Source organism: Fontisphaera persica, assembly GCF_024832785.1.
Taxonomy (GTDB): Bacteria; Verrucomicrobiota; Verrucomicrobiia; order Limisphaerales; family Fontisphaeraceae; genus Fontisphaera; species Fontisphaera persica.
The window spans coordinates 4,690,727-4,712,358 of the sequence record NZ_CP116615.1 but is presented as its reverse complement, the minus strand read 5'-3'; the positions used below and the strand labels follow the sequence as shown (position 1 = coordinate 4,712,358).

Here is a 21,632-nt window from a genome sequence, read left to right as displayed (position 1 = left end):
CAATCCCCCGTCTATTGGGTAGCGTAGGGTAATGGAAGTATTGCACGCGCCGTGGCGAATTGAATACATCCTCGCTCCCAAACCACCTGCGGGAGAGGGGGAGTCCCTGTTTGTACGCATCGCCCAGTCCAACGATGACGAGGCCAATTACGTGCTGGTGCGGGAGCGCACGTGCTACGCCGTGCTCAACACCTACCCTTACAATGGCGGCCATTTGATGGTGGTGCCTTACAAACAAACGCCCGATTTGAACGGGCTGACCGACGGGGAGCTGACCGACCTGATGAAACTCACCCGCCGGTGCATGAATGCGCTCACCCGGGTGATGCGCCCGGATGGTTTCAACGTGGGCATCAACCTTGGCAAGGTGGCCGGCGCAGGCATCGCCGAGCACCTGCATATTCACGTCGTGCCCCGGTGGAACGGCGACACCAATTTCATGCCCGTCATCGGCCAGACCTCGGTGGTCCCCCAAGCCCTGGCGGACATTGCCGCGCGCCTGCGGGCCGCCCTGGCCGAAACGCCCGAATAACGCAGCATGACCAGCGAGATACTGCATTTTGAAACCGCGCGGCTGGCCCAGCAGTTGTTCAATAATGACCCGGCCAACCTGGCCGCCCTCGAGCAACGGCTGGGCGTCAAAGCCACCGCGCGGGAGGGATGGATTAAACTGGAGGGCGAAGCCGAGTCGGTCCGGCAGGCCAAACAACTGTTTGAAATGCTCGAGCATTCCATCAAGGCCGGCGGCCACATCCGCAACCGCGAATTTGCCTTCGCCCTGAATGTCGTCAGCGAGGACGGCGCCTCGGCCCTCAAAAGCCTGATGACCGACCGCATCGTCACCTCCACCCGCAAGGCCAACATCACCCCCAAAACCCTCGGGCAAAAAAAATACCTGGAGGCCATCCGCACGCACGACGTCACCCTGGGCGTGGGCCCCGCCGGCACCGGCAAAACCTACCTGGCCATGGCCATGGCTGTCTGGCATTTGCGCGAGCAAAAGGTCAACCGCATCATCCTCACCCGCCCCGCCGTCGAAGCCGGCGAGGCGCTGGGCTTCCTGCCCGGCGATTTGCAGGAAAAACTGGCGCCCTACCTGCGCCCCCTGCATGACGCCCTCATGGACATGCTCCCGCCGGAGGAAATCCAGCGGCACATGGAGCGCGGCACCATCGAAATTGCCCCGCTGGCCTACATGCGCGGGCGCACCTTGAACAATGCCTTCATCATCCTGGATGAAGCCCAGAACTGCACCATGGAGCAGATGTTCATGTTCCTGACCCGTCTGGGCCACAATTCCAAGACCGTGGTCACCGGCGACCCCACCCAGATTGACCTCCCCAAGGCCAAACCCAGCGGCCTGCTGGAGGCCCGCCTGGCCCTCAAACACGTCGAGGGCGTAGCCGTGGTGGAATTTCAGCGGCGGGACGTTGTCCGCCATCCTTTAGTGCAGCGCATCATCCATGCCTACGAACAACACCGCGGGACCGGCATCTCCGGATAAGCCGGTGGGAGTGCAGGTGGCCATTCAAAACCGGCAAAAAGACCGGCGCATCCATGCCGGCCGGCTCCGGTATCTCACCAGCATGGTGGTGGCGCGCCTCGCCCCCGGCGCCGTGGCGGATTTGTGCGTGCACCTGGTCACCCCGGCGCGCATGGCCAGCCTTAACGAACATTTTCTGGGGCATCCCGGTCCCACCGATGTCATCACCTTCGACTTCAGCGAAGGCGAACCCGGCTGGTTGTACGGCGAAATCTTCATCTGTCCCAAAGTGGCGGTGGACCAGGCCCGGCAATTCGCCTGCCCCTGGCAGGAGGAATTGATGCGCTACGTCATTCACGGCGTGCTGCATCTCCTGGGCCACGATGACCAGGCCCCCGCCGCCCGGCGGCGAATGAAAGCCGCCGAAAACCGCGCTCTGCGCTGGCTGACCACTCATCAGCCTGTGCACCTGTTGGGAAGCACCGCTAAATCATGAAACATCCGCTTTTGGCCAAATGGCGTGCCAGTTTTGTGGCGGGATTGCTGGTGATTCTGCCCACCGCCGTTTCCATCATGGTCGCCATCTGGATTCTGAAAAACATCACCAGCATCACCGATACCCTCCTGATTTTCCTCCCGCGCGAATGGACCCACAAGGACGGCGGAGACGGCCCGCTCTATTGGTATTACAGCCTGCTGGCCCTCCTGCTGGCCGTGCTGCTCATCACCGGCATTGGCCATCTCACCAAGAACTACATCGGCCGCAAGCTCCTCGAAATGGGCGACCGCTTCATGATGCGCGTGCCGCTGATTAATAAAATTTACAGCACCATCAAACAGGTCAACGAAGCCTTCTCCGGCCAGCGCGCCTCGTTCAAACAAGTGGTCCTGCTCGAATACCCGCGGCAGGGCGTGTACTCGCTGGGCTTCATCACCAATGACCAGCCGGAAATTTCCACCCCCAATTCCGGCCCCTTGCAAAGCGTCTTTGTCCCCACCACCCCCAACCCCACCAGTGGGTTTATCGTGCTCGTGCCCGCCTCCAGTCTGCACCACATCCCAATGCCCGTACAAGATGCCATCAAGTTTGTAATCAGCCTTGGCTCGCTTGCCCCTGAGGCGCAGCAAGAATCCCTGGGCAGCTTGAAAACTCTGGAAAAATCCCAATAATCCGCGCGCATGGAGGAACGCGCCCATGGCATTGTTCTGCGCTCCTATCCCCTTACGGAAACCAGCCTCATTGTCCACTGGCTGACCTCGGAGGCCGGCCATCTGGCCACCGTGGCCAAAGGCGCCCGCCGTCCCAAGTCTCCCTTCCGCGGCAAGCTGGATTTGTTCTTCAAAGCCCGGTTCAGTTTTGCCCGCAGTCGCCGCTCGGATTTGCACCATCTGCGCGAGGTGGAGGTTCAGGAAACCCACCCCGCCCTGCGCCAAAATTATGCCCTCCTCACCCAGGCCGTGTACGCCGCCGCCCTGCTCGAGCGGCTCATTGAACGGGACACACCCGTGCCCGAGCTGTTTGACCTGCTGGAGTCCCTGCTGCTTGCCTTGCCACAACACCCCCCAGCCGCCCACACCATGGCCGCTTGGGAATTGAAACTCCTCGCCGCCCTCGGACTGGGGCCGGACTGGCACACCGCCTCCCTTTCGGCCGGCACCCGTGCCCTCCTGCAACACTGCCTGGCCCTGCCCTGGGAACAACTCCCGCGTCTGAACTTCAGCCCCGCCCAAACTCAGGAAGCCGGCCGCTTCCTCCTGCGCCAGCTCGAAGCCACCGGCCTCCGCCCGCCCCCCCAGCGCGCCAAAGCCTGGGCAGCCGCCGAAGATTAAGCATTTTTAGAGCGGCCAGCCTTCAATAGGCGGTGGGGATTCGGCGTCCAATCCTGTGAATGCACGCGGGCGTGTCAGCGGCAAGAAACGTTGACAAGGCCCGGCTGACACGCAATAACAACCTTATGAAAAACACGCAGCACCTCTCGCGCCGCTCGTTTTTGCGGCAGGCACGCAACCTTTCGCTCGGCATGGGCGCCGTCCTCGCCGGTCCCAACATCTTCCTGAATGAAACCCGCGCCGCCACCGGTGAAAACCCCTCGGAGCTGGTGCGGGTGGGGTTCATCGCCACCGGCGGACGGGGCGTGCAAAACATGGGGTATTTCCTGAAGAAGAAGAACGTCGCCGCCGTTTGCGATGTGGATGCCACCAACCTGGCGAATGGGCAAAAGGCCGTCGTCAAGGCCCAGGGCAAGGAAGTGCCGGCCTACCGGGATTACCGCAAGCTGCTGGAGGACAAAAGCGTGGACGCCGTGGTGATTTCCACCCCAGACCACTGGCATGCCCTCCAGGCCATCCACGCCTGCCAGGCCGGCAAGGATGTCTATTGCGAAAAGCCGCTCACCCTGTTCATCGAGGAAGGCAAGGCCATGGTCAAAGCCGTGCGCCAGTACAAACGCGTGTTGCAAACCGGCAGCCAGCAGCGCTCCGACCAGCGCTTTCGCACCGCCGTCGAAATGGTGCGCTCCGGCAAAATCGGCAAGTTGCACACCGTCAAAGTCGGCATCACCACGGTGAATTGGGACAACAAACTGGACGACGTCAAGGACAGTGACCCGCCGCCCGAACTGGATTACGACATGTGGCTGGGTCCCGCACCCTACCGCCCCTACAATCGCGCCCGCGTCCATTATTTTTTCCGGTTCTTCTGGGATTACTCCGGCGGCCAGATGACCAACTGGGGCGCCCATCACCTGGACATCGCCCACTGGGGCATGGACGTGGACCACACCGGCCCGGTGGAAATCACCGGCCAGGCACGGTACGACGAGAAAAAACGCTTCGAAGTGCCGGTGTGGAGCCTCATCCATTACAAGTACCCCAACGGCGTGCAGGTGATTTTGGAGCAGGGCGCCAAAATGGGCACCACCTTCATCGGCGACAAGGGCGTCATCTACGTCAACCGCGGCGTGCTCAAGATGGGGGCCACGGAAAAAGAAGAGGATTTGGATGACATCCCCCCGATGAAAGACGCGGACATCAAGCTGGTGTATATCAGCAATGACCATTACGGCAACTGGCTCGAGTGCATCAAAACCCGCAAAGACCCCATCTGCTCGGTGGAAATCGGCCATCGTACCGCCACCGCCTGCCATCTGGGAAATATTGCGGCGCGCACCGGCAAGAAAATCACCTGGGACCCCGTCAAGGAAGTCATCACCGATCCTTCCCTGGCGCACTGGGCCACCAAGGAATACCGGCCACCCTGGAAGTTGCCAGTGTAAGCTTCACCCATTGCTCACGGCGGCCTGCGGGCCGCCTTTTTGTTATGGACCCTGCGCTGCAAAAAGAAACCGAGGCCCTCCGCCGCATGTGGGACCGCCATGCCGCCGAAGATTTGCGCGATTATCTGGTGGCCAGCGTCGAAGACCCCCGCCTGAATCTTTCCAGCATTCTCACCCGCCATTTTCTGGCGGAGTTGCTCTTCGGCCAGCGCTTGGTCCCGCTGCAGGAGGCCGAAGTGCGCTTTTCCATGGCCATGAACTGGATGCTGCAACGCTTCGAGCATCCCATGATTGATGAAGATGTGGAAAGCCTGCGGCTCGGTCTGCAACGCCCCATGGCGGTGGTCGAAGGCGTCACCCTCCCCCCCTTCCTGCACCTCCTCTATACCCGCCTGCCAGAGACGGCGGCGGAAGTCGAAGTCCCCAATTACCTGGATGCCCTGCTAACGCCAGACTTGCTGGCCATGACCCCCATCCGCCTGCCGGAGCGCGTCCTGAACACCTTTGCCCAGCTATGGCAACAAGCGCTGGCAGGCCTCGAAGCCCCCCCGCTCAGTGTGCTGGAGCCAGCCTGCGGCTCCGCCAATGACGCCCGCTTCCTGGCAGCCTTTGGCCTGTCTCGCTTCCTCCATTACACCGGCTTTGATTTGTGTGAAAAAAACATCCTCAATGCCCGCGCCCTCTGCCCCCAGCTTGATTTTCAGGTGGGCAACGTGCTGGAAATCGAACGCCCCGATCAATCCGTGGACGTGCTCATCGCGCATGATCTGTTTGAGCACCTCAGCCCCACCGCCCTCGAACAAGCCCTGGCGGAAGTCCTCCGCGTGACCCGCCACGCCGTGTGCCTGGGCTTCTTCCAAATGCACGAGGAGCCGGAGCACCTGGTGCGGCCGGTGGATGAGTACTTTTGGAATCGTTTGAGCTTGCCGCGCATCCGCGAAAAGCTCGAACAAGCCGGCTTCCAAGTGCAGGCTATTCACCTCGATACCTTCCTGGTGCGGCAATTCGGCGGTGAGCCTACCCACAACCCCCACGCCTACATCCTGCGCGCCTGGCGGCCATAAAGTAGCCGCGCCACCGATGCCCCCGTGCCCGGCGCTCAGACCATGACCGGCTCGGGCGTCTTGACTCTCGGCGCCGTTTCCGGCTGGTCACTGAAATCATGCTCACTGCCCGCCGGCTCCAGGCCCAAATCCTTGAGCATCTGTAAATCCTGCTCCACCGGACGGTTCAGGGTGGTCAGATAATTGCCCACCATCAACGCGCTGGCGCCCGCCATGAAAATCATGCTCTGCAAATCCCGCAAATTCACCGTCCGCCCCCCCGCCACCATGATTTCCTGCCGCGGCAAAATGAACCGGAAACATGCAATCGTCTTGAGAATTTCCAGCGGCGGCAGCGGCGGCACATGCTCAAACGGCGTGCCCGGTATGGGATTCAGGATGTTGATGGGCACCACGCTGGCGCCCACTTCGCGCAGACTCAGCGCCAAATCGCAACGATCCTCCCGGGTCTCGCCCATCCCGATGATGCCCCCGGAACAAATGCGAATCCCGGCGTTGCGCAAATACTTGAGCGTCTGAATGCGGTCATCATAGGTGTGCGTCGTGCATTGCTGCGGGAAAAACCGCCGCGAGGTCTCCAGATTGTGCCCATACACCTGCACCCCTGCCTCCTTCAACCGGTCCGCCACCCGCTGGCTTTTGATGATGCCCAGTGACACGTCCGCCCGTGCCTTCCCGCTGCGCGCCAGCTCCCGCACCCGCTCGCAGACCTCGTCCAGCATCCGGCCTTCGCTCAGGCCCTTCCATGCCGCCACCAGCCCTACCGCCGTCACGCCATGCCGCATGGCCTCCTCGGCGGCCTGCTGCACCGGTTCCGGCTCCACAAAACCATACCGGGGAGAATTCGTGTTATAGAAGGCCGATTGCGCGCAAAATTTGCAGTCCTCCGGACACCCCCCCGCCTTGGCATTGACGATGGAGCACAAGTGAACGCGGTTGCCCTTGAAATGCTCGCGGATGCGGTTGGCCCACGCCATCAAATCATATATGTCCGCGCTACGCTCGAGGTTGAACAATTCCAGCGCCTCCTCGCGCTCAATCTGGCCGCCCGCCAAAATGCGGCGACCCAGGGCGGCAATGCGCGTGGAAACATCGGCGTCAACTGTCATGTAACTCATAGTTGACGCAAGTTAACCTCCCCATCCGCCCATGCAAGCCCAAAATGCGTTCGCCCCTCCGGCCGAACCAGCCGGGCATTACGGCGCTGGCGCCGTCCGGCGCGGCGTAAAATCCATGCGCAGCGTGGCCAACACGCCATGGGCCACATAGGACCGTCCGGCGCCGTCCCATGCCTCATCAAAGTGGTAAAACACATAGTTCAACCCCGCGGTCATGCGCCCGCCAAAACGGCGCATTAAACCCGCCTGCGCCACATGGCTGGTGAACGCGCTGCCCAGCGGCAGGCCTTCCGCGCCCTGGGGCTGGCGAAAATCCGAATGCGTGACGGAATATCCTGCATGCACATCAGTGGTGCGGCTGACCAGATAAGTGGCGCTGTTCATCAGCGTCCACGTCGTGCCCCTCCACGGAGCCACCGAGGGCGACTCCGCCGCAAAGGCCGCCGTTTTGCTCTCCGTCCAAGCCAGTGTGGAAGACACATAAAAACGCGGATGCGGCGTCAAGGTTAGCGTGGCGGTAAAAGTATGCCCCCGCGTGACGGCGGTTTGTAAGCCCCCGCCCGGTGACACATCCCACGGCAACGGGTCGGTGGCGCTAAACCAGTCCGTCATGCGGTAGCGGTAGCCCAGGGAAACCTTCAGCGCCTTGTGAGCGCGCCACGCCAGTTTCGTTTCCCATTCATCCGTCAAATCCCGTCGGCTGGTGATGAAGGCCGAGTAACCGTCATTGGGAAATCCGCCCGCGCTCATGAAAGCAATGTCCTCCGGGTGATGATAATGGTTGTACCGCTCGCGCCGGCGGAAATGGCCCGTCCACGAGAACCGGCTCCACGGCGAAATGCTCACCCCAGCGCGATAATCCCGCTGATCCGCCGAGGCATCCATGCGCCGGCCAAACTCGTAAAAATTGCCCGGCCCCATGAACTCATATTGCTCCAGACTCTCCTGCCGGAAACGCGCATCGGCAAACAACACCGTGTAGGGTATGGCCGTGAAGCGCAGGCCGGCGTCTTCCGTCAGGGACACCCGGTCATGGGTGGCATTAATCCACGCGGTTTGTGCAAACACCGGCACCCCCTCGTCCAGGATTACATGGCCCAGCCCCTCCTGGCTTTGCCATTCGGGTTGCAAGCCCGCCGCCAGCGTGAGATGCCGCCACGGTTTAAGCTGCACGTTCAGGTTGGCCACGTGCGACTCCTGCCGCAGGATTAGGTGGTTGAAGGACCAAAATTTGTCATCCGGCCAGGGCCCCGGCGCGGGCGGTGCCAGGCTGGGTGGCAGATACGTCACCCCTTGCTCATGGCCTGCGCGCGCATCGTAGGTCTGATACAGATAACCCGCGGCCCCAAACAACCACGGACGCAATTGTTTCTCCACCTGGAGCGTGTTGACGGCCTGAAAGGAGCGCAGTTGCTCCACGATGCGCGCCACCTTGTCCGGCCCGTCCTTTCCCACCACATACGTCTCCTGCTCGCGCTCCTGATGCAGCCGCGAAAATTCCAGACGCAATTGGTCGCTAAACCGCCATCCGTGCCACTGGTGGGCCACGTCCAAACGCACTAAATGCGTTTCCTCATCCAGCCGCTTCCAGGCCGGATAAATCCGCCGCACCTCTCCGGCGGCGTCCGTCACATCCCCCCATTGCGTCAAGGATTTGTCCCCCTGACGGTAGCGGTGTTCATAGCCCAGCGTGATTTGCGGCAGCGCGGGCCGCGTCAGTCCCACTTCCAACCACGCGCGCCCTACGTCCAGTTTCAGTTCGCGTCCCAGACTCCAGGCCTCGCTGGCCATCCCGCCATAATACCCCCCGCTGTCCTCGTAATAACGCCGGTATTGCTCCATGCCCGCGCGCACAAAACCTATCTTGGGCCGGCTGAGCGACAAACGTGCGGCATAATCCGGCGTGCCAAGCAGCGCGCGCGCCTCCACCTCAAGCAAGGCCCCATTCGTGAAGCGCTGTGAATACGCCAACTCCTGCACCCCGCCCCATGCCCCCTCCCGCTGGCCGGCATGCTCACGGAAAAGATTTTGCCGGCCCCCCACCCAGTATCCGCCCAATTGGGTGGTGAGCGTCAGCCGCGGCGCATAAGCCAGCGCATCCGCCGTTTCATCCCACGCCACCCCCTGGTCAATCCAGGCGCGAATTAATGCCAGCTCCTGCGCGCTGACCGGCGGCGCCTTACCCGGCGGCGGCATCTCCATGTCCGGCACCAGCCCCGCAATGTAATGCACCAGCGGACTCGCCGCGCTATTGCCCGGTATCACCGCTTTCCCCTCGGCCCCTCCCCGCAGCATCGCTTCGCGCGTGACCAGGCTGAAATCGCTTTTGGGCCGCTCCGTCCCATGACACCGCAAACAGGAACGGTCAAAAATCGGCTTGATGTCCCGCAGGTAATCCACCTGAAACGCTGCCGGCGCGGGCAACTTGCCCGTTTCCGCGGGCGCAGCCATCCCCGCGGCCACGCCGGCCAACAACCAAACGGTTAGGAAAGGACGGCACATGTCAGTACCTCAAACGCGGGTTCAGGTTCGAGCCATGCACGGCGCTGTGGCAGCCGGCAGACCAGCACGTCCCCTGGCGCAAATAAGCGCCATGCGCCACCTTGCCGATGTAAATATCCCCCGCCGCCCCCGGCCCGGGCGTTTGCGCGTGGCATTTCAGGCAGAGATTGGCATCGCGCTCCAGCAGCAGCTTCGCGCCCACCGTGCCATGCGGGCGATGGCAGACCGTGCAGCCCTCGCGCAGCGCTTCATGCTCAAATACATGCGGTTTGCTTTGCTCTTGATGACATGCGGCGCATTGCTGATTCACCCGCGCCATGGCCAGGCCGCCGGCGGTTTTCATGATGTCGCGCCCGTGGGGGTCATGGCACTGCACGCAATTCATCTTGCCCTCCAGCACCGGATGATGCGAAGACAGCCGAAACTCCATCTCAATGTCCTTATGGCACGCCAGGCAGGCCACCGGGTCCTTGCCGGGGTTGATGATATTTTGGCGCCCGCCCCCGCTGGCCATGTGCAGGCTGCCCGGCCCGTGGCAGGCCTCGCAACTGGTCTGGCCCGCCAGCGACGCCCCCTCAAAATGCACTCGTGCATGAGGACTCAAGGGAAACTGCTGCACCAGGTTGGAATGACAATCCGCACACGCGGCGTTGCCCACAAAACTGGCGCCGGGTATGTCCGGCGGACGCACCACCACGCGGTCCACGGAGGCGCAGGAAACCAGGAAGGACACCACCGCCACACCAGCCGCCGCGGCCAGCAAAGTTTGCGCAAATCGCGCCCCTGCAGCACTGCCAAGTTGGCGCCTCATAGGCCCACGCCTAGAAATCCCGGTCTGGTGGTTGGGTTCTTGCGGTCAAAGGTAGCCTTGAATTGGCCTTGCCCCAAATAATTTTACCGCCCAGTGGCGCTCACGTCTTCCCTCCCTCCCTTCCCTGCCCCGGCCCAGCGCCACGGGCGCCCTCGCATCCAACCTGCCCTCTTACTCCGGCCACACAAAATCCGGCGCCACTTCACGGAGCGGCTCCAGCACAAACGCCCGCTGGCGGGCGCGTGGATGCGGCAGTGTCAGTTGCGGCGTGTGGCGTTTCTCCTCGCCGAAGGCAATCAAATCCAAATCCAGCGGGCGAGGTTCATTGTGAACTTTTTTGGGCTGCCGGCCAAAGTGCCGCTCCAACGCCTGCAATTTCTCGAGCAAGGTTTCCGGCGTTTCCTCCGGCCGCGGTTCAAACACGGCCACCGCATTGAGAAACGGCGGCGAACCGGGAGGGCAATCCACCGGCTCGGTGCGATGAAAAGAAGAAACTTTGAAGCCACGAGCGGCCAGTCTCTCCAGCTCCCGGGCCGCCGCCCGCAAAATCCGCTCGGAGTCGCCCAAATTGGACCCCAGCGCCACCACCACCAATCGGCGCGCCTCAGCTTTTGATTCAGGGGGTTGAGAGGCGGCAGACATGGCGGCGCAACCCTCCGAATGGCAAGGCTATTTCAGCCCCAACACATCCTGCATGTCATACACCCCCGGCGGACGCCCCACCACCCATTGCGCCGCCCGCAGGGCGCCCTGTGCGAAAGTCTCACGGCTGCTGGCCTTGTGCGTCAGCTCCAACCGCTCGCCGGCCGTGGCAAAGATCACAGTATGATCCCCCACCACATCCCCGCCCCGCACCGCGTGCATGCCAATCTCCGCCGGCGTGCGCTCGCCCACCAGCCCTGCCCGGCCGTGCCGCACCGCTTCTTCGTATTGCAGCCGCCGCACCTGCGCTAAAATCTCGCCCAGCGCCTTGGCTGTGCCACTGGGCGCGTCCTTCTTGTGCCGGTGGTGCATCTCCACGATTTCCAGGTCATAGCCCGGCCCCAGAATCTCGGCCGCCTTGCGCGTCAGCCAGAACAGCGTGTTGACTCCGGTGGAGAAATTGGCCGTCCAAACCATCGGAATGCTTTGCGCCTGCTGGAGAATGGCCCGCCGCTCCTCGGCGGTGTGGCCCGTGGTGCCGATAACCAGCGGTTTGCGGTGTTGCGCGCACAGTGTCGCCACCCCGGGCGTCACGTGATGCGTGCTGAACTCAATGACGACGTCCCCCTGTTCAATCACGGCCGCCAGGTCATTGCCCAAATCAATGGCCGCGATGACCTGCACCTCCGGCATCCGGCCGGCGCACGTTTGAATCGCCTGTCCCATGCGCCCGCGGGCGCCGTTGATGATGATTTTAAGCATGGCCAGTGTGCAGATTATTGCGCGAGCAGCCCGCATCGGACTAGCGTCTGCCGCAGCACTTCGCGGTTTTTCGCGTTCATGCCCACCAGCGGCAGCCGCACTTCCTCCTCGATCAATCCCATCATGGCCAACGCCGCCTTCACCGGCACGGGATTGGTCTCGATGAACAAATCCTTGAACAGCGGATAATACTTCTGATGCAACAGTTGCGCTTTCAGCAGGTCACCCTCCAAATGCGCCCGCACCATCTGCGCCACCTGCTTGGGAATCAGATTGGACGCCACACTCACCACCCCCACCGCCCCCACCGCCATGAACGGCAGCGTCAGCGAATCGTCACCGCTCAAAATGACAAACTTCTCCGGCACCACCATGCGCAACTGGCTCACCCGGTCCGCATTGCCTCCCGCCTCCTTGAGGCCGATGATGTTCGCGCAATCCTTGGCCAGCCGCGCCACCGTCTCCACCCCAATCTCCACCCCACAGCGCCCCGGGATGCTGTACAAAATGATGGGCAGGCGCGTGGCCTCCGCCACCTGGCGAAAATGCTGGTACAACCCCTCCTGCGTGGGCTTGTTGTAATACGGCGCCACCTGCAGCGAGGCGTTGGCGCCCAATTTCTCAGCCTCGCGCGTCAGATAAACGGCTTCCTTGGTGGAATTGGCGCCGGTGCCCGCCACCACGTGCACCTTGCCTTTGGCGTATTTCACCGCCAGCTCGATGACCTTCAGGTGCTCCTCATAATCGAGCGTGGGCGATTCGCCGGTGGTGCCCACCGGCACAATGCCCTCCACCCCCGCCTTGATTTGCAGGCGAATTAAATTGGCAAAGGCAGCCTCGTCCACCCTGCCTTCTTTGAAGGGTGTCACCAGCGCGGTGTAGGTGCCGTAATACGATTTTTTGAGCAACGACATATCGTGTCCGTTTCGTTCAATATACCGGGCTATCCACCATGATTAAAGCTCAATCGTGCCCTCAAACACAAAGTCCGCCGGGCCGGTCAACGTCACATCCGTGAACTGCCCATTCTCCTCCCGGAACCCCACCTCCAAAACATCCCCCCCCTGCACCCGCACCTGGATGGGCGAGGAAAAATGATGCAGCCGCGCCGCAATCAGGGCTGATGCCGTCACGCCCGTCCCACAAGCCAGCGTCTCGCCCTCCACCCCGCGCTCATACGTGCGCACGCGGATGCTGCCCGGCCCCAAGGTCTGCACAAAATTCACATTGGTGCCCTTCGGGGCATAGGCCGCATGATGCCGAATCTGCGGCCCCAGCTCGCTCACCCGCGCCCGGTCTGCATCTGGCACAAAAATGACCGCGTGCGGCACGCCGGTGTTCACCGAATGACACACCACCTTCCCCACCGAGGTCTCCAGCGCCTGATGCAATTGCAACCCCTGCGGCGCCGTCAGCCCAATCGTCACCTGCTCCCCCCGAAACCGCGCCGTAATGACGCCCGCCAGCGTCTCGAACGTGATGGCCCCCTGCGCGCCGGTATGCCGCTGCACAAACCGCGCGAAACACCGCGCCCCGTTGCCGCACATCTCCGCCACACTGCCGTCGCTGTTCCAAAACTGCCATGCCCAGTCCGCCCGGCCCGAGCGGCATGGCACCCACAAAATCAACCCATCCGCCCCAATGCCCCGCTGCCGATGACATAAACGGGCGACCTGTTCCGGAGTCAGACAAAGATTTTGCTGCCGGTTGTCCGCCAGCACAAAATCATTGCCCGCCCCATTCATCTTCCAAAAGTTCAACCGCATGCGGGGTGACATAAACCAAGGGCCGCGGCGGCGCAATGCCAAAAACCACTTAAGGTTGAGCCGCCGCCCAAAAACGCCTACACTCCCCCTCCGTGCTGGGTATTTTAAGATTCGTGGGCCTCGTCAACGCGGCCGCCTGGTTGGGCGCGGTGCTCTTTTTTACCGTCGCCGTCGCCCCCGCCTTTTTTCAAGATGCCATGCTCAACCTCTTTGGCGGCGTCAACGCCCCCTTCAGCCGTGCCCGCTCCGGCCTGGCCGCCATTTACATGATGGACCGCTATTTCGTCTGGCTGCAAGTCTGCGGCGTCATCGCCGTGCTCCAGGCGCTGGCGGAATCCGCCTACCAGGGCCTCCCCTGGCGCCAGGCCCGCAACCTCCTGGCCATGGGCCTGCTGGCGCTTTGCCTGGCGGGCGCCTGGGGCGTGCATCCCATCCTCAAAAAATTGCATGCCGCCCGCTACGACCCCCGTGCCAAACCCGAACAAGTGGAGCTGGCCGCCCGCAGCTTCCGCATGTGGCATGGCATCAGCCAGGGCGCCAATCTCCTCCTGGCAGGCGGATTAATCCTCTTCTTCTGGAAAACCGCCAACCCCCGGCCCCGCTCCCTCCACACGCCGCCCAACCCCTTTCAATATCGCGACTGAATTGAGGCTTGACGCAGCCGCAAGCTGTGCCAGTCTTACGCCCGTGCCCGGGCGCAAGGCATGCCCTGCCCTGCTTTCACGGGATACGCCGGCGGAGAGGTGACCGAGTGGCCGAAGGTGGCGGTTTGCTAAACCGTTGTACGGTCAAAAGCCGTACCGAGGGTTCGAATCCCTCCCTCTCCGCCAAATCTTTATAAACCCCTGATAATAAAGGCGATAACGCAATTTTCACACCTCAAAAACAGGCAAAGTCATAACAAAAGTCATAACAAATACACCGTTTTTTATCGGTGTTTAAGGTTGTTTTGTGTGAAAACTACACTTTCCTTGTGACCAAATCCGCTCGGCCTCTCAATTGGATATTTATGCCCCTCAACCTGCCTTTGCAGCAAAAGGAGGACTTGAATAATTGCGCCCCGTCCTTGTCGGCCACCATGTGACTAGCCGCCGACAGCAGTGCATGGCAGTAAACACAACCAGCGTTGCCACCGCAAAAAGCGAGCTGGACGGCTCGGGGACCGGCCATACCGCCACATCGTCAAGAAGCGGCCCGTAACAATCCCCCTCAAGGCTGGTGAACGACAGCGTGGCGCTTGTACCCGACGCAACAAACGAGAAACCAATGGGATGCCATATCAGGGTGGAGATTGTTTGATTGGCGGTGTCAACGGAATAATCCTGCTGAAATGAATCAATCGTGACGCGCACGGTTTTGAACTGCGCCCCTCCTGCAGGGTTCCCGCTCAGGTCGAAGGTTACCCAGTAAGTTACCCCAGCAACCGTTGAAAAGGATTGCTGAATCCCGCCCGCATAATAGCCGCTAAGATCAATTGCGCGTTGCCCATCAGAAGCCAGCCACGGGGGCCCCAGCACCTCGACTGAATGGCCGGTGACTGTCCAACCTGTGATCACCGTGGACCCTGCCCCAACAAATTGGGCATCCCCACTAATCGTAGGCCCCTGTTCAAAACTGCCGTTAATGATCGCGGCTTGCCCGCGATTGACCATGACGGTGAGAAATGAGGCAAGCAATACAGTCGTCGAAATGAATCCTTTCATAGGGCGCTGACCTTTGGAGTTTTTACTTTTCTCGGCAACTTTAATGCGATACATATTCCCATTGACAAGTCAAGCACTTTTTTCTGCTTGTTATCAACGTGGGCATTGAGAACTACGGCTTATATTTTGCATTAGGGAATATGCTGGTCTGATCCTGCGACCGGCAAAGGCCATCCACTTGGGACAACGATCATGACCAGCCAACCCTTGCATCTGTTTTATTCCAGGAAGATTGGCCCCGCTGAGGTCTTCAACCCTCTTCCGGGAAGCCTGCAATGAACATGAGCGTGAGCACCCCGAAAAAGGGGCCAAAACCTGAATTTCGTTGGGCAACTTCAGCGCCGTGCTCCTTAGCCTGGCGCCAGTTTCCCTGCCCAGACGCCTCCTTTATCCTTCGCCTCCAATTACTTCATCGCCTTCTGGGGAAAACCACGGCTCAAAAAGGCAAATGGGTCCGGGGCGGTTGACGCATCAAAATTAATGCGTGGCGTCAACGCCCACCGCCGCTGCAAACGCACCAGCGCAAAAAACAATTCCAGCCGCCACCGCAACTTCCAACCGCCCTCCACCTCCCCCGCCAACACGGCATTGACCGCCGAAACCAGCGAGAAATTCTCCCGTGGCTCCATGAAAATCTCCAAAAAAGGCGTGGTGTAAAATCCCTCCACCATGCGCCAGTAAAAACGCATGCTGCGCCAGATTTCGCGCTCATAGTGCGCCAGCAAAAAGCGGCCGTCCGTGCCTTGTTTCAACGCCTCTTGCACGGCCGCCGCCGCCAGTTTGCCCGAGCGCATCGCCAGAAACACCCCCGCGGAAAAAATCGGGTCCATGAAACCAGCCGCATCGCCTGTGCGCAACAAACGCGGCCCCACCAGCCGGCGGTTGTAATAAGAAAAATCACTCGTCGTCCGCCACGGCCCCACCCGCTCGGCCCGCTCCATGCGCCGCTGCAAGGGCCGCGCCTGAGATAAATGGCGTTCAAACACCCGCTCCGGCGGCTCGCCCGCGCGCGCCAAATCCTCCTGGTCCATCACCAATCCCACGCTCGTTTTCTCCGCGCCGATGGGAATCAACCAAAACCACCCCCGCGCCAGCCGGATGATGACCGTGTCCCCGGCGGCTTCCCCGCGGTCACGGCGCACCCCATGAAAATGAGCAAATATGGCCACCTTTTTCAGTTGCGGATGCACCACCCGCAACCCTTCCTGATTGCCGGTGAAATTGGCCCGGCCCGTGGCATCCACCACAAAAGCGGCGTGCAACCGCACCGGTTTGCCCCCCGTTATTTCCGCCGCCTCGACCCACCTGCCCCGCTCATCAAGGCCACAACGCAGGGCGGCCCATCCCTCGCGCACCTCCGATCCCCAACGCCGCGCATTGTTCAACAACAGTTCATCAAACACCGCGCGCTCCACCTGCCACGTCTCGGTGTAACGAGTGAACCGCCCCTGCCGAAACTCGAACCGCCGATGCCGGGTGTCATTGCCCAAATGAAATTGCGCCCCGTATTTCCGCGGAAATCCCGCCGCCTCCAACGCCGGCACCACTCCCAGCTCTGCGAAAATGGCTTGATTGTAGGGCAGCAGCGACTCCCCAATGTGAAAGCGCGGAAAACGCTCCTTCTCCAGCACCAACACCCGCTGCCCGGCACGCGCCAGAAGCGCTGCTGCCGTGCTGCCTGCCGGACCCCCGCCTAAAACAATGGCCTCGTAGTCCATGTGTGTACTTGACAAATAAAATCCCAAATTCCCAAACCGCAAGCTCACAGCGCCCACCATCCGCCCCCTCATCCCCTTGGTTGCGACGCACTTGTGGATTGCGACCAGCGTCCCCTCCGGTCGCCGCCCTGTCATCTTGATTGACCTGGTGACAGCTTTCCCCCTCCGACATCCCTCGCCATCCATACATTAATTTGCAATATCACATGAAGAATATTGTATTACTTTACTTGGCATCTGGCCTTGCAGCTAATAGTTGATTTAAGCTGTTACTATCGGTGTCGTTGTGCCCTCCTTTTTATTTGACCTTAAAGGACTTGGTTTCTATAAAAGTTGTTGCGAACAGCATCATAATGTGAATTTCTCAGAACCTAAACTGTTACTGGGTAATTTATTAAGAGCTCTAAGACTACTCTTTCGGGCCACGCATACGCTTGCTAGCCTGCTTGGCGGCCACTGTCGGGTTATTTTTGGCCCGGCCGGCCACACCGCTTCATCCAGCCTCCAATTGCACCAGCCGTTTCAACTTCCAAACAATGCCCGTACCCTCCAATTCCAGCCGGTTGGGGTCATGCCCCTGCTAGTCCACCCGCCCATGCCGTGCTCAAGGTTCCACAAACCCAAATATCCGCTGCGTCTCGCGGTGAAAGCGTTTTCGGCCAAGGAGTGGCGTGCGCCGGCCCGCCTGCACCAGCACGGCACTCATCAACGCGCATGGCTTCAAAATCACTCTGCGAGCTTCCAGTTGTTGGTTAAGGAATTGCGACAACGCTCCATGCTGGCTCCCCTCCTGCTGCCGGCGGCAGGAGCGCACCAAGGCCATGGCACCGGGTTCCGACTCTTGCTGTCCAAGCCTCAAGCATGCCCACCATTTCATCCGGTCGAGCACCTGCTCTGTGCTAGAGGTAACGAAAAGCCGACAACCGGGCTACAACAGGCATTTTCCTTACAGCACCAGCGGCAAACGCGGCCGATGACCGGTATTGGCCTTGCACCGACAGCTCATGGGCTGATTCATCGGTGGCCAGCTCCCCACGGCCTGAAGCTTGTACATGAAGGTTTTGTCCGGCGGGGTGTGCATCAAACCGGGGCAAGCCCAACCACCCGTCCTCCGTTGATTTTCCAGCGATTTCAATTAATCCATTAGCCGATGGAAATATGGGAATTTCAAACGACAAACCCTTGGTAACGTTCATGCTCATCGCCTACAATCAGGAACAATTCATACGTGAGGCAGTAGAAGGGGCCTTTGCCCAAACCTACAGCCCATTGGAAATCATCCTATCCGATGATTGTTCCACAGATCGCACCTTTGAAATCATGAAGGAGATGTCGGCACAATATAAAGGCCCCCACCGAATCATCCTGAACCGAAATGAGCGAAACCTCGGCATTTGCAGCCACGTCAATCGCTGCGTTGAATTAACCCACGGTGAACTTATCGTTTGCGCAGCTGGGGATGACATATCTATTCCTGGAAGAACTTCCTATCTAGCGGGCAAGTGGCTTGATTTTAGGAAAGCCGGATTAGCCTTGATGACCAATGCTAGTGTAATAAACGACAAGGGTGAGCACATACAATTGATGCGTACGGATATGATGAACCCATTTGTTTATGATATCGATTCAATGCTTCGTGGAGATCAGTTTTTAACTTTTGGTTGTACTATGGCTTATACAAGAGATTTATTCACTACGTTCGGACCCCTTTCAAAAATGGGAATAAAAGAGGACATTCGGCTCGGCTTTCGTAGCATTCTTATTGGTGAGTTGAGATACTTTCCTGATGTTTTAGTATTTAAAGAAGGCATAATAATAACACTTATCAGCTAGAATCACCGGTGCGAAAGCGAGGCAGAGATTTCGCAGATATGGAAGAAGCTTATCGAGAATTCTTAAATTGCTTGAACACTGCAAAGAATTATATGCCAAACAGGATAGATAAATTTTTGTCTTTGGAAAATAGGTATACCAATATGCTTGAGCAAGTCAGTATCATAAATACCGGGCCCGTAGCATCGTTCTTCTTAATGATTTGGAATATACTGCATGGAAAGTATTGTCGAGGCACATTCAGCCTATATGAGGAACGGTATTTTGGAAAAGCATTAAAGAGATTCTTGAGAAGAATAAGAAAATCGCGCAGTTAATATGAGACCTACCCTAAACCGGCTTTGGATTAGTTGATAGCCATTTAAAATGTTATCTAGTGCTCTGTTGCGACTTATACTTCGAAACCTCTGCGAAACAGGTTTTGAATGAGTTGTTCGCCATTCAAATTATTGAAATCGCTGCAAAACTCATTGAACAAAGGGTGATGAGGTGCGTCCAAGTAGTATATGCGAACGACCCTCAATCCCCAGCAAGGACTCTTGGACTGCCTGATGCCCACCCCGCCGAGCAATTCTTTTCTGGACCAACTTCAGGCCGCGGTGAACTGGCAACCGATCGAGCAGGTCCTGCACCGCATGTACCCGGCCCGCACGGGGCGTCCGCCGCATCCCCCCTTGGGGCGGTTCAAGATGTGCCTCTTGAAGCAATGCTATGACCTTTCAGACCGTCAGTCAACCAACCACTGGTAGAGCGGGGGTTGATTTTGAAGACCTGCACTTTGGTGGACGCCACCTTGGTGCAGGCGGCGCGGCGGCCGCCTTCCCGGAGAGCGGGGACGACGGGCGACCCCGACGCCCGTTTTACGGTCAAGCGTGGCCAGCCGCACTACGGCTACAAAGCGCATGTGGGGGTGGATCGGACGCACTTGATGATCCGTCGGGTGAGTCTGACGGGGGCCCACGTGCATGACAGCCGGGAGTTTGCGCGGGTGGCGGTGGGGGATGAACAGATGGTGGTAGCCGACAAGGCGTACTGGGGGGAGGCACAAAGACAATGGTGTGTGAAGCACCAAGTGGCCAACGGGATCCGCCGACGAGCCAAGCGCGGGGAGAAGCTGCGGCCGGGGCAGCGGCCATTCAACTGGGTGCTGAGCCGGATGCGGAGCGGGGTGGAACGGGTGATTGGGGGGATGAAACACTGGGCCGGATACCGGCGGGTGCGCTACCTGGGGCGGGAGCCCAACCGGCTGGAATTGGAGTTCAAGAGTCTTTGTTGGAAGATGAAACGGCTGGTGAAAGTAGCGGCTGGCTGAAGCGGTGTGCTCGGGCGGGCCAAGAATGGTCCGCCAGAGGCCACCGGCCAGGCCGGCAAGGGGCCGTGTGACCTGAAAACGCCATGGAATAGCGCACCCTAGAATACTAGATAATAATTTGAATAGCGAACAACTCATTCAAAACCCGTTTCGCAGAGGTTTCTTTATACATTGTAAAAGAATTGCATGGTTTCGATGATTAACAGATTGTTTAACACAAGATTTGTTTTACGTTTCCACTTTGGAATGGAAGAATGAAATTAAAAGACCCATGAATAAATATAAGCATCTAAAATCCGAAAGTTTAATATTACTAATAATGACCGATTTCTAAATATTTTAGATTTACTATGCGCATTCTTGCCCTGGACCATGGCACCAAGCGAATCGGGGTGGCCATTTGCGATGAGCTGGAGCTGATTGCTCAGCCGCTGGAATACATCGCGGCGGAGCCTTTTGATCAGTTTCTGGCGCGCCTCAAAACCTTGATCAAAGAAAAGGAAGTCGAACTGATCGTCGTGGGCATGCCCCGCAACATGGACGGCAGCTATGGCCCGGCCGCCCTCAAAGTGCAGGAATTTGTCGCCATTCTCAAAGATGCCCTCGCCGTCCCCATCCAAACCTGGGATGAACGGCTCACCACCGCGCAGGCCCACCGTATGTTGATTCAGGGCGGCATGCGCCGCCAACAACGCAAGGAAACGGTGGACCGCATGGCGGCCGCGATTTTGTTGCAAAGCTTTCTGGATGCCCGCGCACAACGTCCCCCGGCCCCATGAGCGCCTCCGGCGTGGTCAAACTCAAACTGGTCATTGCTTACGACGGCACCCGCTACCAGGGCTGGCAGGTGCAGAAAATCGGGGTGGGCGTGCAGCAGAAAATCGAGGAAGCCCTCGCCCGCCTGCTGCCGGAGCCAGTGCGCGTGCATGGCTCCAGCCGCACGGATACCGGCGTGCATGCGCTGGGCATGGTGGCCCACGTCGAAGTGCCAGACGCCGCGCTCCGGCTGCCGGAAGCCAAGTGGCCGCTGGCCCTCAACGCTCACCTGCCCGAGGACATCCGCGTGTTGAGCGTCCGCCGCTGCGCGCCGGATTTTCATGCGCGTTTTCATGCCCGCGGCAAGCAATACCGCTATTTCATCTGGAACCATTCCGCCCATCACCCGCTGTTGCGCCATCTCACCTGGCATGTGCCGCGGCCCCTGGACATCGCGCCCATGCGCCGGGCGGCGCGCTTTTTCCTCGGCCGTCATGACTTCCGCTCCTTCGCCGCCAACCGCAACTACGAAATGGAAAACACCGTGCGCACCCTCACCCGGCTCGATATCCGGCGCGCCGGCCCGCAATGGACGTTCATCATTGAGGGCGATGGTTTCCTCTACAAAATGTGCCGCGGCATCGTGGGCACGCTGGTGCAGGTGGGGCTGGGCCGCATTCCTCCCGAGGCCATTCCCGCCATGCTCGAAAAACGGGACCGGCGCGTGGCCGGCATGACCGCCCCCGCGCACGGACTGGTGTTGTGGAAGGTGTTTTACGGGCGGCGCGGCGCGGACCATGAACCCTCCGCGCAGGCCGAGGCGCAGCGGGAGAGCTGAGGCCATCCGGACGGCTTCCCACGCGCCTGCCGAAAAGGCGATTTAGGCC

The 21,632-nt window shown here is 59.8% G+C and carries 23 protein-coding genes and 1 tRNA gene; 14 read left to right on the top strand and 10 right to left on the bottom strand.

Annotated elements, in window-relative coordinates; translation table 11 throughout:
* Nucleotides 1-31 precede the first annotated feature (31 nt).
* The 7 genes from NXS98_RS17705 (at nt 32) to NXS98_RS17675 (ending at nt 5,822) form a co-directional block, all read left to right on the top strand.
* Complete coding sequence (locus NXS98_RS17705) at nt 32-532, top strand: HIT family protein (protein WP_283846390.1); 501 nt, start codon at nt 32-34, stop codon at nt 530-532.
* 6 nt (nt 533-538) lie between these two features.
* Nucleotides 539-1,504, top strand: coding sequence for a PhoH family protein (locus NXS98_RS17700; protein WP_283846389.1), 966 nt, complete (start codon nt 539-541; stop codon nt 1,502-1,504).
* A complete protein-coding gene (gene ybeY, locus NXS98_RS17695) occupies nt 1,464-1,979 on the top strand; it encodes an rRNA maturation RNase YbeY (protein ID WP_283846388.1) in 516 nt (171 codons plus the stop codon). The genes NXS98_RS17700 and ybeY overlap by 41 nt, the downstream gene beginning before the upstream one ends.
* A complete protein-coding gene (locus tag NXS98_RS17690) occupies nt 1,976-2,653 on the top strand; it encodes a DUF502 domain-containing protein (protein WP_283846387.1) in 678 nt (225 codons plus the stop codon). The genes ybeY and NXS98_RS17690 overlap by 4 nt, the downstream gene beginning before the upstream one ends.
* A gap of 9 nt (nt 2,654-2,662) precedes the next feature.
* Nucleotides 2,663-3,313: a DNA repair protein RecO gene (recO, locus tag NXS98_RS17685; RefSeq protein WP_283846386.1), complete on the top strand. Its 651-nt coding sequence runs from the start codon at nt 2,663-2,665 to the stop codon at nt 3,311-3,313.
* Nucleotides 3,314-3,438: 125 nt separating this feature from the next.
* Nucleotides 3,439-4,758, top strand: coding sequence for a Gfo/Idh/MocA family protein (locus tag NXS98_RS17680; protein ID WP_283846385.1), 1,320 nt, complete (start codon nt 3,439-3,441; stop codon nt 4,756-4,758).
* 44 nt (nt 4,759-4,802) lie between these two features.
* Nucleotides 4,803-5,822, top strand: a complete 1,020-nt coding sequence (locus NXS98_RS17675; protein ID WP_283846384.1) for a class I SAM-dependent methyltransferase — start codon at nt 4,803-4,805, stop codon at nt 5,820-5,822.
* Between the two features lie 35 nt (nt 5,823-5,857).
* Here NXS98_RS17675 and bioB read toward each other — a convergent pair whose 3' ends face one another.
* The 7 genes from bioB to dapF form a co-directional block, all read right to left on the bottom strand.
* Nucleotides 5,858-6,940, bottom strand: coding sequence for a biotin synthase BioB (gene bioB, locus NXS98_RS17670; RefSeq protein WP_283846383.1), 1,083 nt, complete (start codon nt 6,938-6,940; stop codon nt 5,858-5,860).
* A gap of 78 nt (nt 6,941-7,018) precedes the next feature.
* Nucleotides 7,019-9,442 carry a c-type cytochrome domain-containing protein gene (locus tag NXS98_RS17665; RefSeq protein ID WP_283846382.1) on the bottom strand — a complete coding sequence of 808 codons (2,424 nt, stop codon included), beginning with the start codon at nt 9,440-9,442 and terminating at the stop codon, nt 7,019-7,021.
* A gap of 1 nt (nt 9,443) precedes the next feature.
* A complete protein-coding gene (locus NXS98_RS17660; protein ID WP_283846381.1) occupies nt 9,444-10,253 on the bottom strand; it encodes a doubled CXXCH domain-containing protein in 810 nt (269 codons plus the stop codon).
* A gap of 171 nt (nt 10,254-10,424) precedes the next feature.
* Nucleotides 10,425-10,895, bottom strand: coding sequence for a 2-amino-4-hydroxy-6-hydroxymethyldihydropteridine diphosphokinase (gene folK / locus NXS98_RS17655; RefSeq protein WP_283846380.1), 471 nt, complete (start codon nt 10,893-10,895; stop codon nt 10,425-10,427).
* A gap of 27 nt (nt 10,896-10,922) precedes the next feature.
* On the bottom strand, nt 10,923-11,657 hold the full coding sequence (dapB, locus tag NXS98_RS17650) for a 4-hydroxy-tetrahydrodipicolinate reductase (RefSeq protein ID WP_283846379.1): 735 nt from the start codon (nt 11,655-11,657) through the stop codon (nt 10,923-10,925).
* A 14-nt stretch (nt 11,658-11,671) separates the two neighbouring features.
* Nucleotides 11,672-12,571, bottom strand: coding sequence for a 4-hydroxy-tetrahydrodipicolinate synthase (gene dapA / locus NXS98_RS17645; RefSeq protein ID WP_283846378.1), 900 nt, complete (start codon nt 12,569-12,571; stop codon nt 11,672-11,674).
* Between the two features lie 42 nt (nt 12,572-12,613).
* The gene (gene dapF / locus NXS98_RS17640; protein ID WP_283846377.1) at nt 12,614-13,435 is read right to left on the bottom strand and encodes a diaminopimelate epimerase; all 822 of its coding nucleotides are present in this window, start codon (nt 13,433-13,435) and stop codon (nt 12,614-12,616) included.
* Nucleotides 13,436-13,515: 80 nt separating this feature from the next.
* Between dapF and NXS98_RS17635 the strand changes: the two genes are divergently transcribed.
* Together NXS98_RS17635 and NXS98_RS17630 are read left to right on the top strand one after the other, a co-directional pair.
* A complete protein-coding gene (locus NXS98_RS17635; RefSeq protein WP_283846375.1) occupies nt 13,516-14,067 on the top strand; it encodes a DUF4149 domain-containing protein in 552 nt (183 codons plus the stop codon).
* 93 nt (nt 14,068-14,160) lie between these two features.
* Nucleotides 14,161-14,253 (top strand) — tRNA-Ser (locus NXS98_RS17630).
* Nucleotides 14,254-14,439: 186 nt separating this feature from the next.
* Here NXS98_RS17630 and NXS98_RS17625 read toward each other — a convergent pair.
* From NXS98_RS17625 to NXS98_RS17615, 3 genes are all read right to left on the bottom strand, one after another.
* A complete protein-coding gene (locus tag NXS98_RS17625) occupies nt 14,440-15,180 on the bottom strand; it encodes a choice-of-anchor C family protein (RefSeq protein WP_283846374.1) in 741 nt (246 codons plus the stop codon).
* A 350-nt stretch (nt 15,181-15,530) separates the two neighbouring features.
* Nucleotides 15,531-16,844 (bottom strand): NAD(P)/FAD-dependent oxidoreductase, encoded by a 1,314-nt coding sequence (locus NXS98_RS17620; RefSeq protein WP_283846373.1) that lies wholly within the window; start codon nt 16,842-16,844, stop codon nt 15,531-15,533.
* Nucleotides 16,845-17,743: 899 nt separating this feature from the next.
* On the bottom strand, nt 17,744-18,046 hold the full coding sequence (locus NXS98_RS17615) for a hypothetical protein (RefSeq protein ID WP_283846372.1): 303 nt from the start codon (nt 18,044-18,046) through the stop codon (nt 17,744-17,746).
* Between NXS98_RS17615 and NXS98_RS17610 the strand changes: the two genes are divergently transcribed.
* The 5 genes from NXS98_RS17610 (at nt 18,039) to truA (ending at nt 21,583) form a co-directional block, all read left to right on the top strand.
* Complete coding sequence (locus NXS98_RS17610) at nt 18,039-18,677, top strand: glycosyltransferase (protein ID WP_283846371.1); 639 nt, start codon at nt 18,039-18,041, stop codon at nt 18,675-18,677. The two genes, NXS98_RS17615 and NXS98_RS17610, sit on opposite strands and share 8 nt — an antisense overlap.
* A 506-nt stretch (nt 18,678-19,183) precedes the next feature.
* Nucleotides 19,184-19,426, top strand: a complete 243-nt coding sequence (locus NXS98_RS17605) for a transposase (RefSeq protein ID WP_283846370.1) — start codon at nt 19,184-19,186, stop codon at nt 19,424-19,426.
* Nucleotides 19,427-19,440: 14 nt separating this feature from the next.
* Nucleotides 19,441-19,989: a transposase gene (locus NXS98_RS17600; RefSeq protein ID WP_283846369.1), complete on the top strand. Its 549-nt coding sequence runs from the start codon at nt 19,441-19,443 to the stop codon at nt 19,987-19,989.
* A 350-nt stretch (nt 19,990-20,339) separates the two neighbouring features.
* On the top strand, nt 20,340-20,768 hold the full coding sequence (gene ruvX, locus NXS98_RS17595; RefSeq protein WP_283846368.1) for a Holliday junction resolvase RuvX: 429 nt from the start codon (nt 20,340-20,342) through the stop codon (nt 20,766-20,768).
* On the top strand, nt 20,765-21,583 hold the full coding sequence (truA, locus tag NXS98_RS17590; protein WP_283846367.1) for a tRNA pseudouridine(38-40) synthase TruA: 819 nt from the start codon (nt 20,765-20,767) through the stop codon (nt 21,581-21,583). The genes ruvX and truA overlap by 4 nt, the downstream gene beginning before the upstream one ends.
* The last annotated feature ends 49 nt before the right edge of the window (nt 21,584-21,632 follow it).

Bases quoted from the DNA above. Each gene is read 5' to 3' on its own strand.
- dapF (WP_283846377.1), bottom strand. From the start codon at position 13,435: ATGTCACCCCGCATGCGGTTGAACTTTTGGAAGATGAATGGGGCGGGC.
- dapA (WP_283846378.1), bottom strand. From the start codon at position 12,571: ATGTCGTTGCTCAAAAAATCGTATTACGGCACCTACACCGCGCTGGTG.
- ybeY (WP_283846388.1), top strand. From the start codon at position 1,464: ATGCCTACGAACAACACCGCGGGACCGGCATCTCCGGATAAGCCGGTG.
- NXS98_RS17660 (WP_283846381.1), bottom strand. From the start codon at position 10,253: ATGAGGCGCCAACTTGGCAGTGCTGCAGGGGCGCGATTTGCGCAAACT.
- NXS98_RS17610 (WP_283846371.1), top strand. From the start codon at position 18,039: ATGCTCATCGCCTACAATCAGGAACAATTCATACGTGAGGCAGTAGAA.
- NXS98_RS17675 (WP_283846384.1), top strand. From the start codon at position 4,803: ATGGACCCTGCGCTGCAAAAAGAAACCGAGGCCCTCCGCCGCATGTGG.
- ruvX (WP_283846368.1), top strand. From the start codon at position 20,340: ATGCGCATTCTTGCCCTGGACCATGGCACCAAGCGAATCGGGGTGGCC.
- NXS98_RS17625 (WP_283846374.1), bottom strand. From the start codon at position 15,180: ATGTATCGCATTAAAGTTGCCGAGAAAAGTAAAAACTCCAAAGGTCAG.
- folK (WP_283846380.1), bottom strand. From the start codon at position 10,895: ATGTCTGCCGCCTCTCAACCCCCTGAATCAAAAGCTGAGGCGCGCCGA.
- NXS98_RS17690 (WP_283846387.1), top strand. From the start codon at position 1,976: ATGAAACATCCGCTTTTGGCCAAATGGCGTGCCAGTTTTGTGGCGGGA.
- NXS98_RS17700 (WP_283846389.1), top strand. From the start codon at position 539: ATGACCAGCGAGATACTGCATTTTGAAACCGCGCGGCTGGCCCAGCAG.
- NXS98_RS17615 (WP_283846372.1), bottom strand. From the start codon at position 18,046: ATGAGCATGAACGTTACCAAGGGTTTGTCGTTTGAAATTCCCATATTT.
- NXS98_RS17665 (WP_283846382.1), bottom strand. From the start codon at position 9,442: ATGTGCCGTCCTTTCCTAACCGTTTGGTTGTTGGCCGGCGTGGCCGCG.
- truA (WP_283846367.1), top strand. From the start codon at position 20,765: ATGAGCGCCTCCGGCGTGGTCAAACTCAAACTGGTCATTGCTTACGAC.
- NXS98_RS17680 (WP_283846385.1), top strand. From the start codon at position 3,439: ATGAAAAACACGCAGCACCTCTCGCGCCGCTCGTTTTTGCGGCAGGCA.
- NXS98_RS17605 (WP_283846370.1), top strand. From the start codon at position 19,184: ATGCGAACGACCCTCAATCCCCAGCAAGGACTCTTGGACTGCCTGATG.
- NXS98_RS17620 (WP_283846373.1), bottom strand. From the start codon at position 16,844: ATGGACTACGAGGCCATTGTTTTAGGCGGGGGTCCGGCAGGCAGCACG.
- dapB (WP_283846379.1), bottom strand. From the start codon at position 11,657: ATGCTTAAAATCATCATCAACGGCGCCCGCGGGCGCATGGGACAGGCG.
- recO (WP_283846386.1), top strand. From the start codon at position 2,663: ATGGAGGAACGCGCCCATGGCATTGTTCTGCGCTCCTATCCCCTTACG.
- NXS98_RS17705 (WP_283846390.1), top strand. From the start codon at position 32: ATGGAAGTATTGCACGCGCCGTGGCGAATTGAATACATCCTCGCTCCC.
- bioB (WP_283846383.1), bottom strand. From the start codon at position 6,940: ATGAGTTACATGACAGTTGACGCCGATGTTTCCACGCGCATTGCCGCC.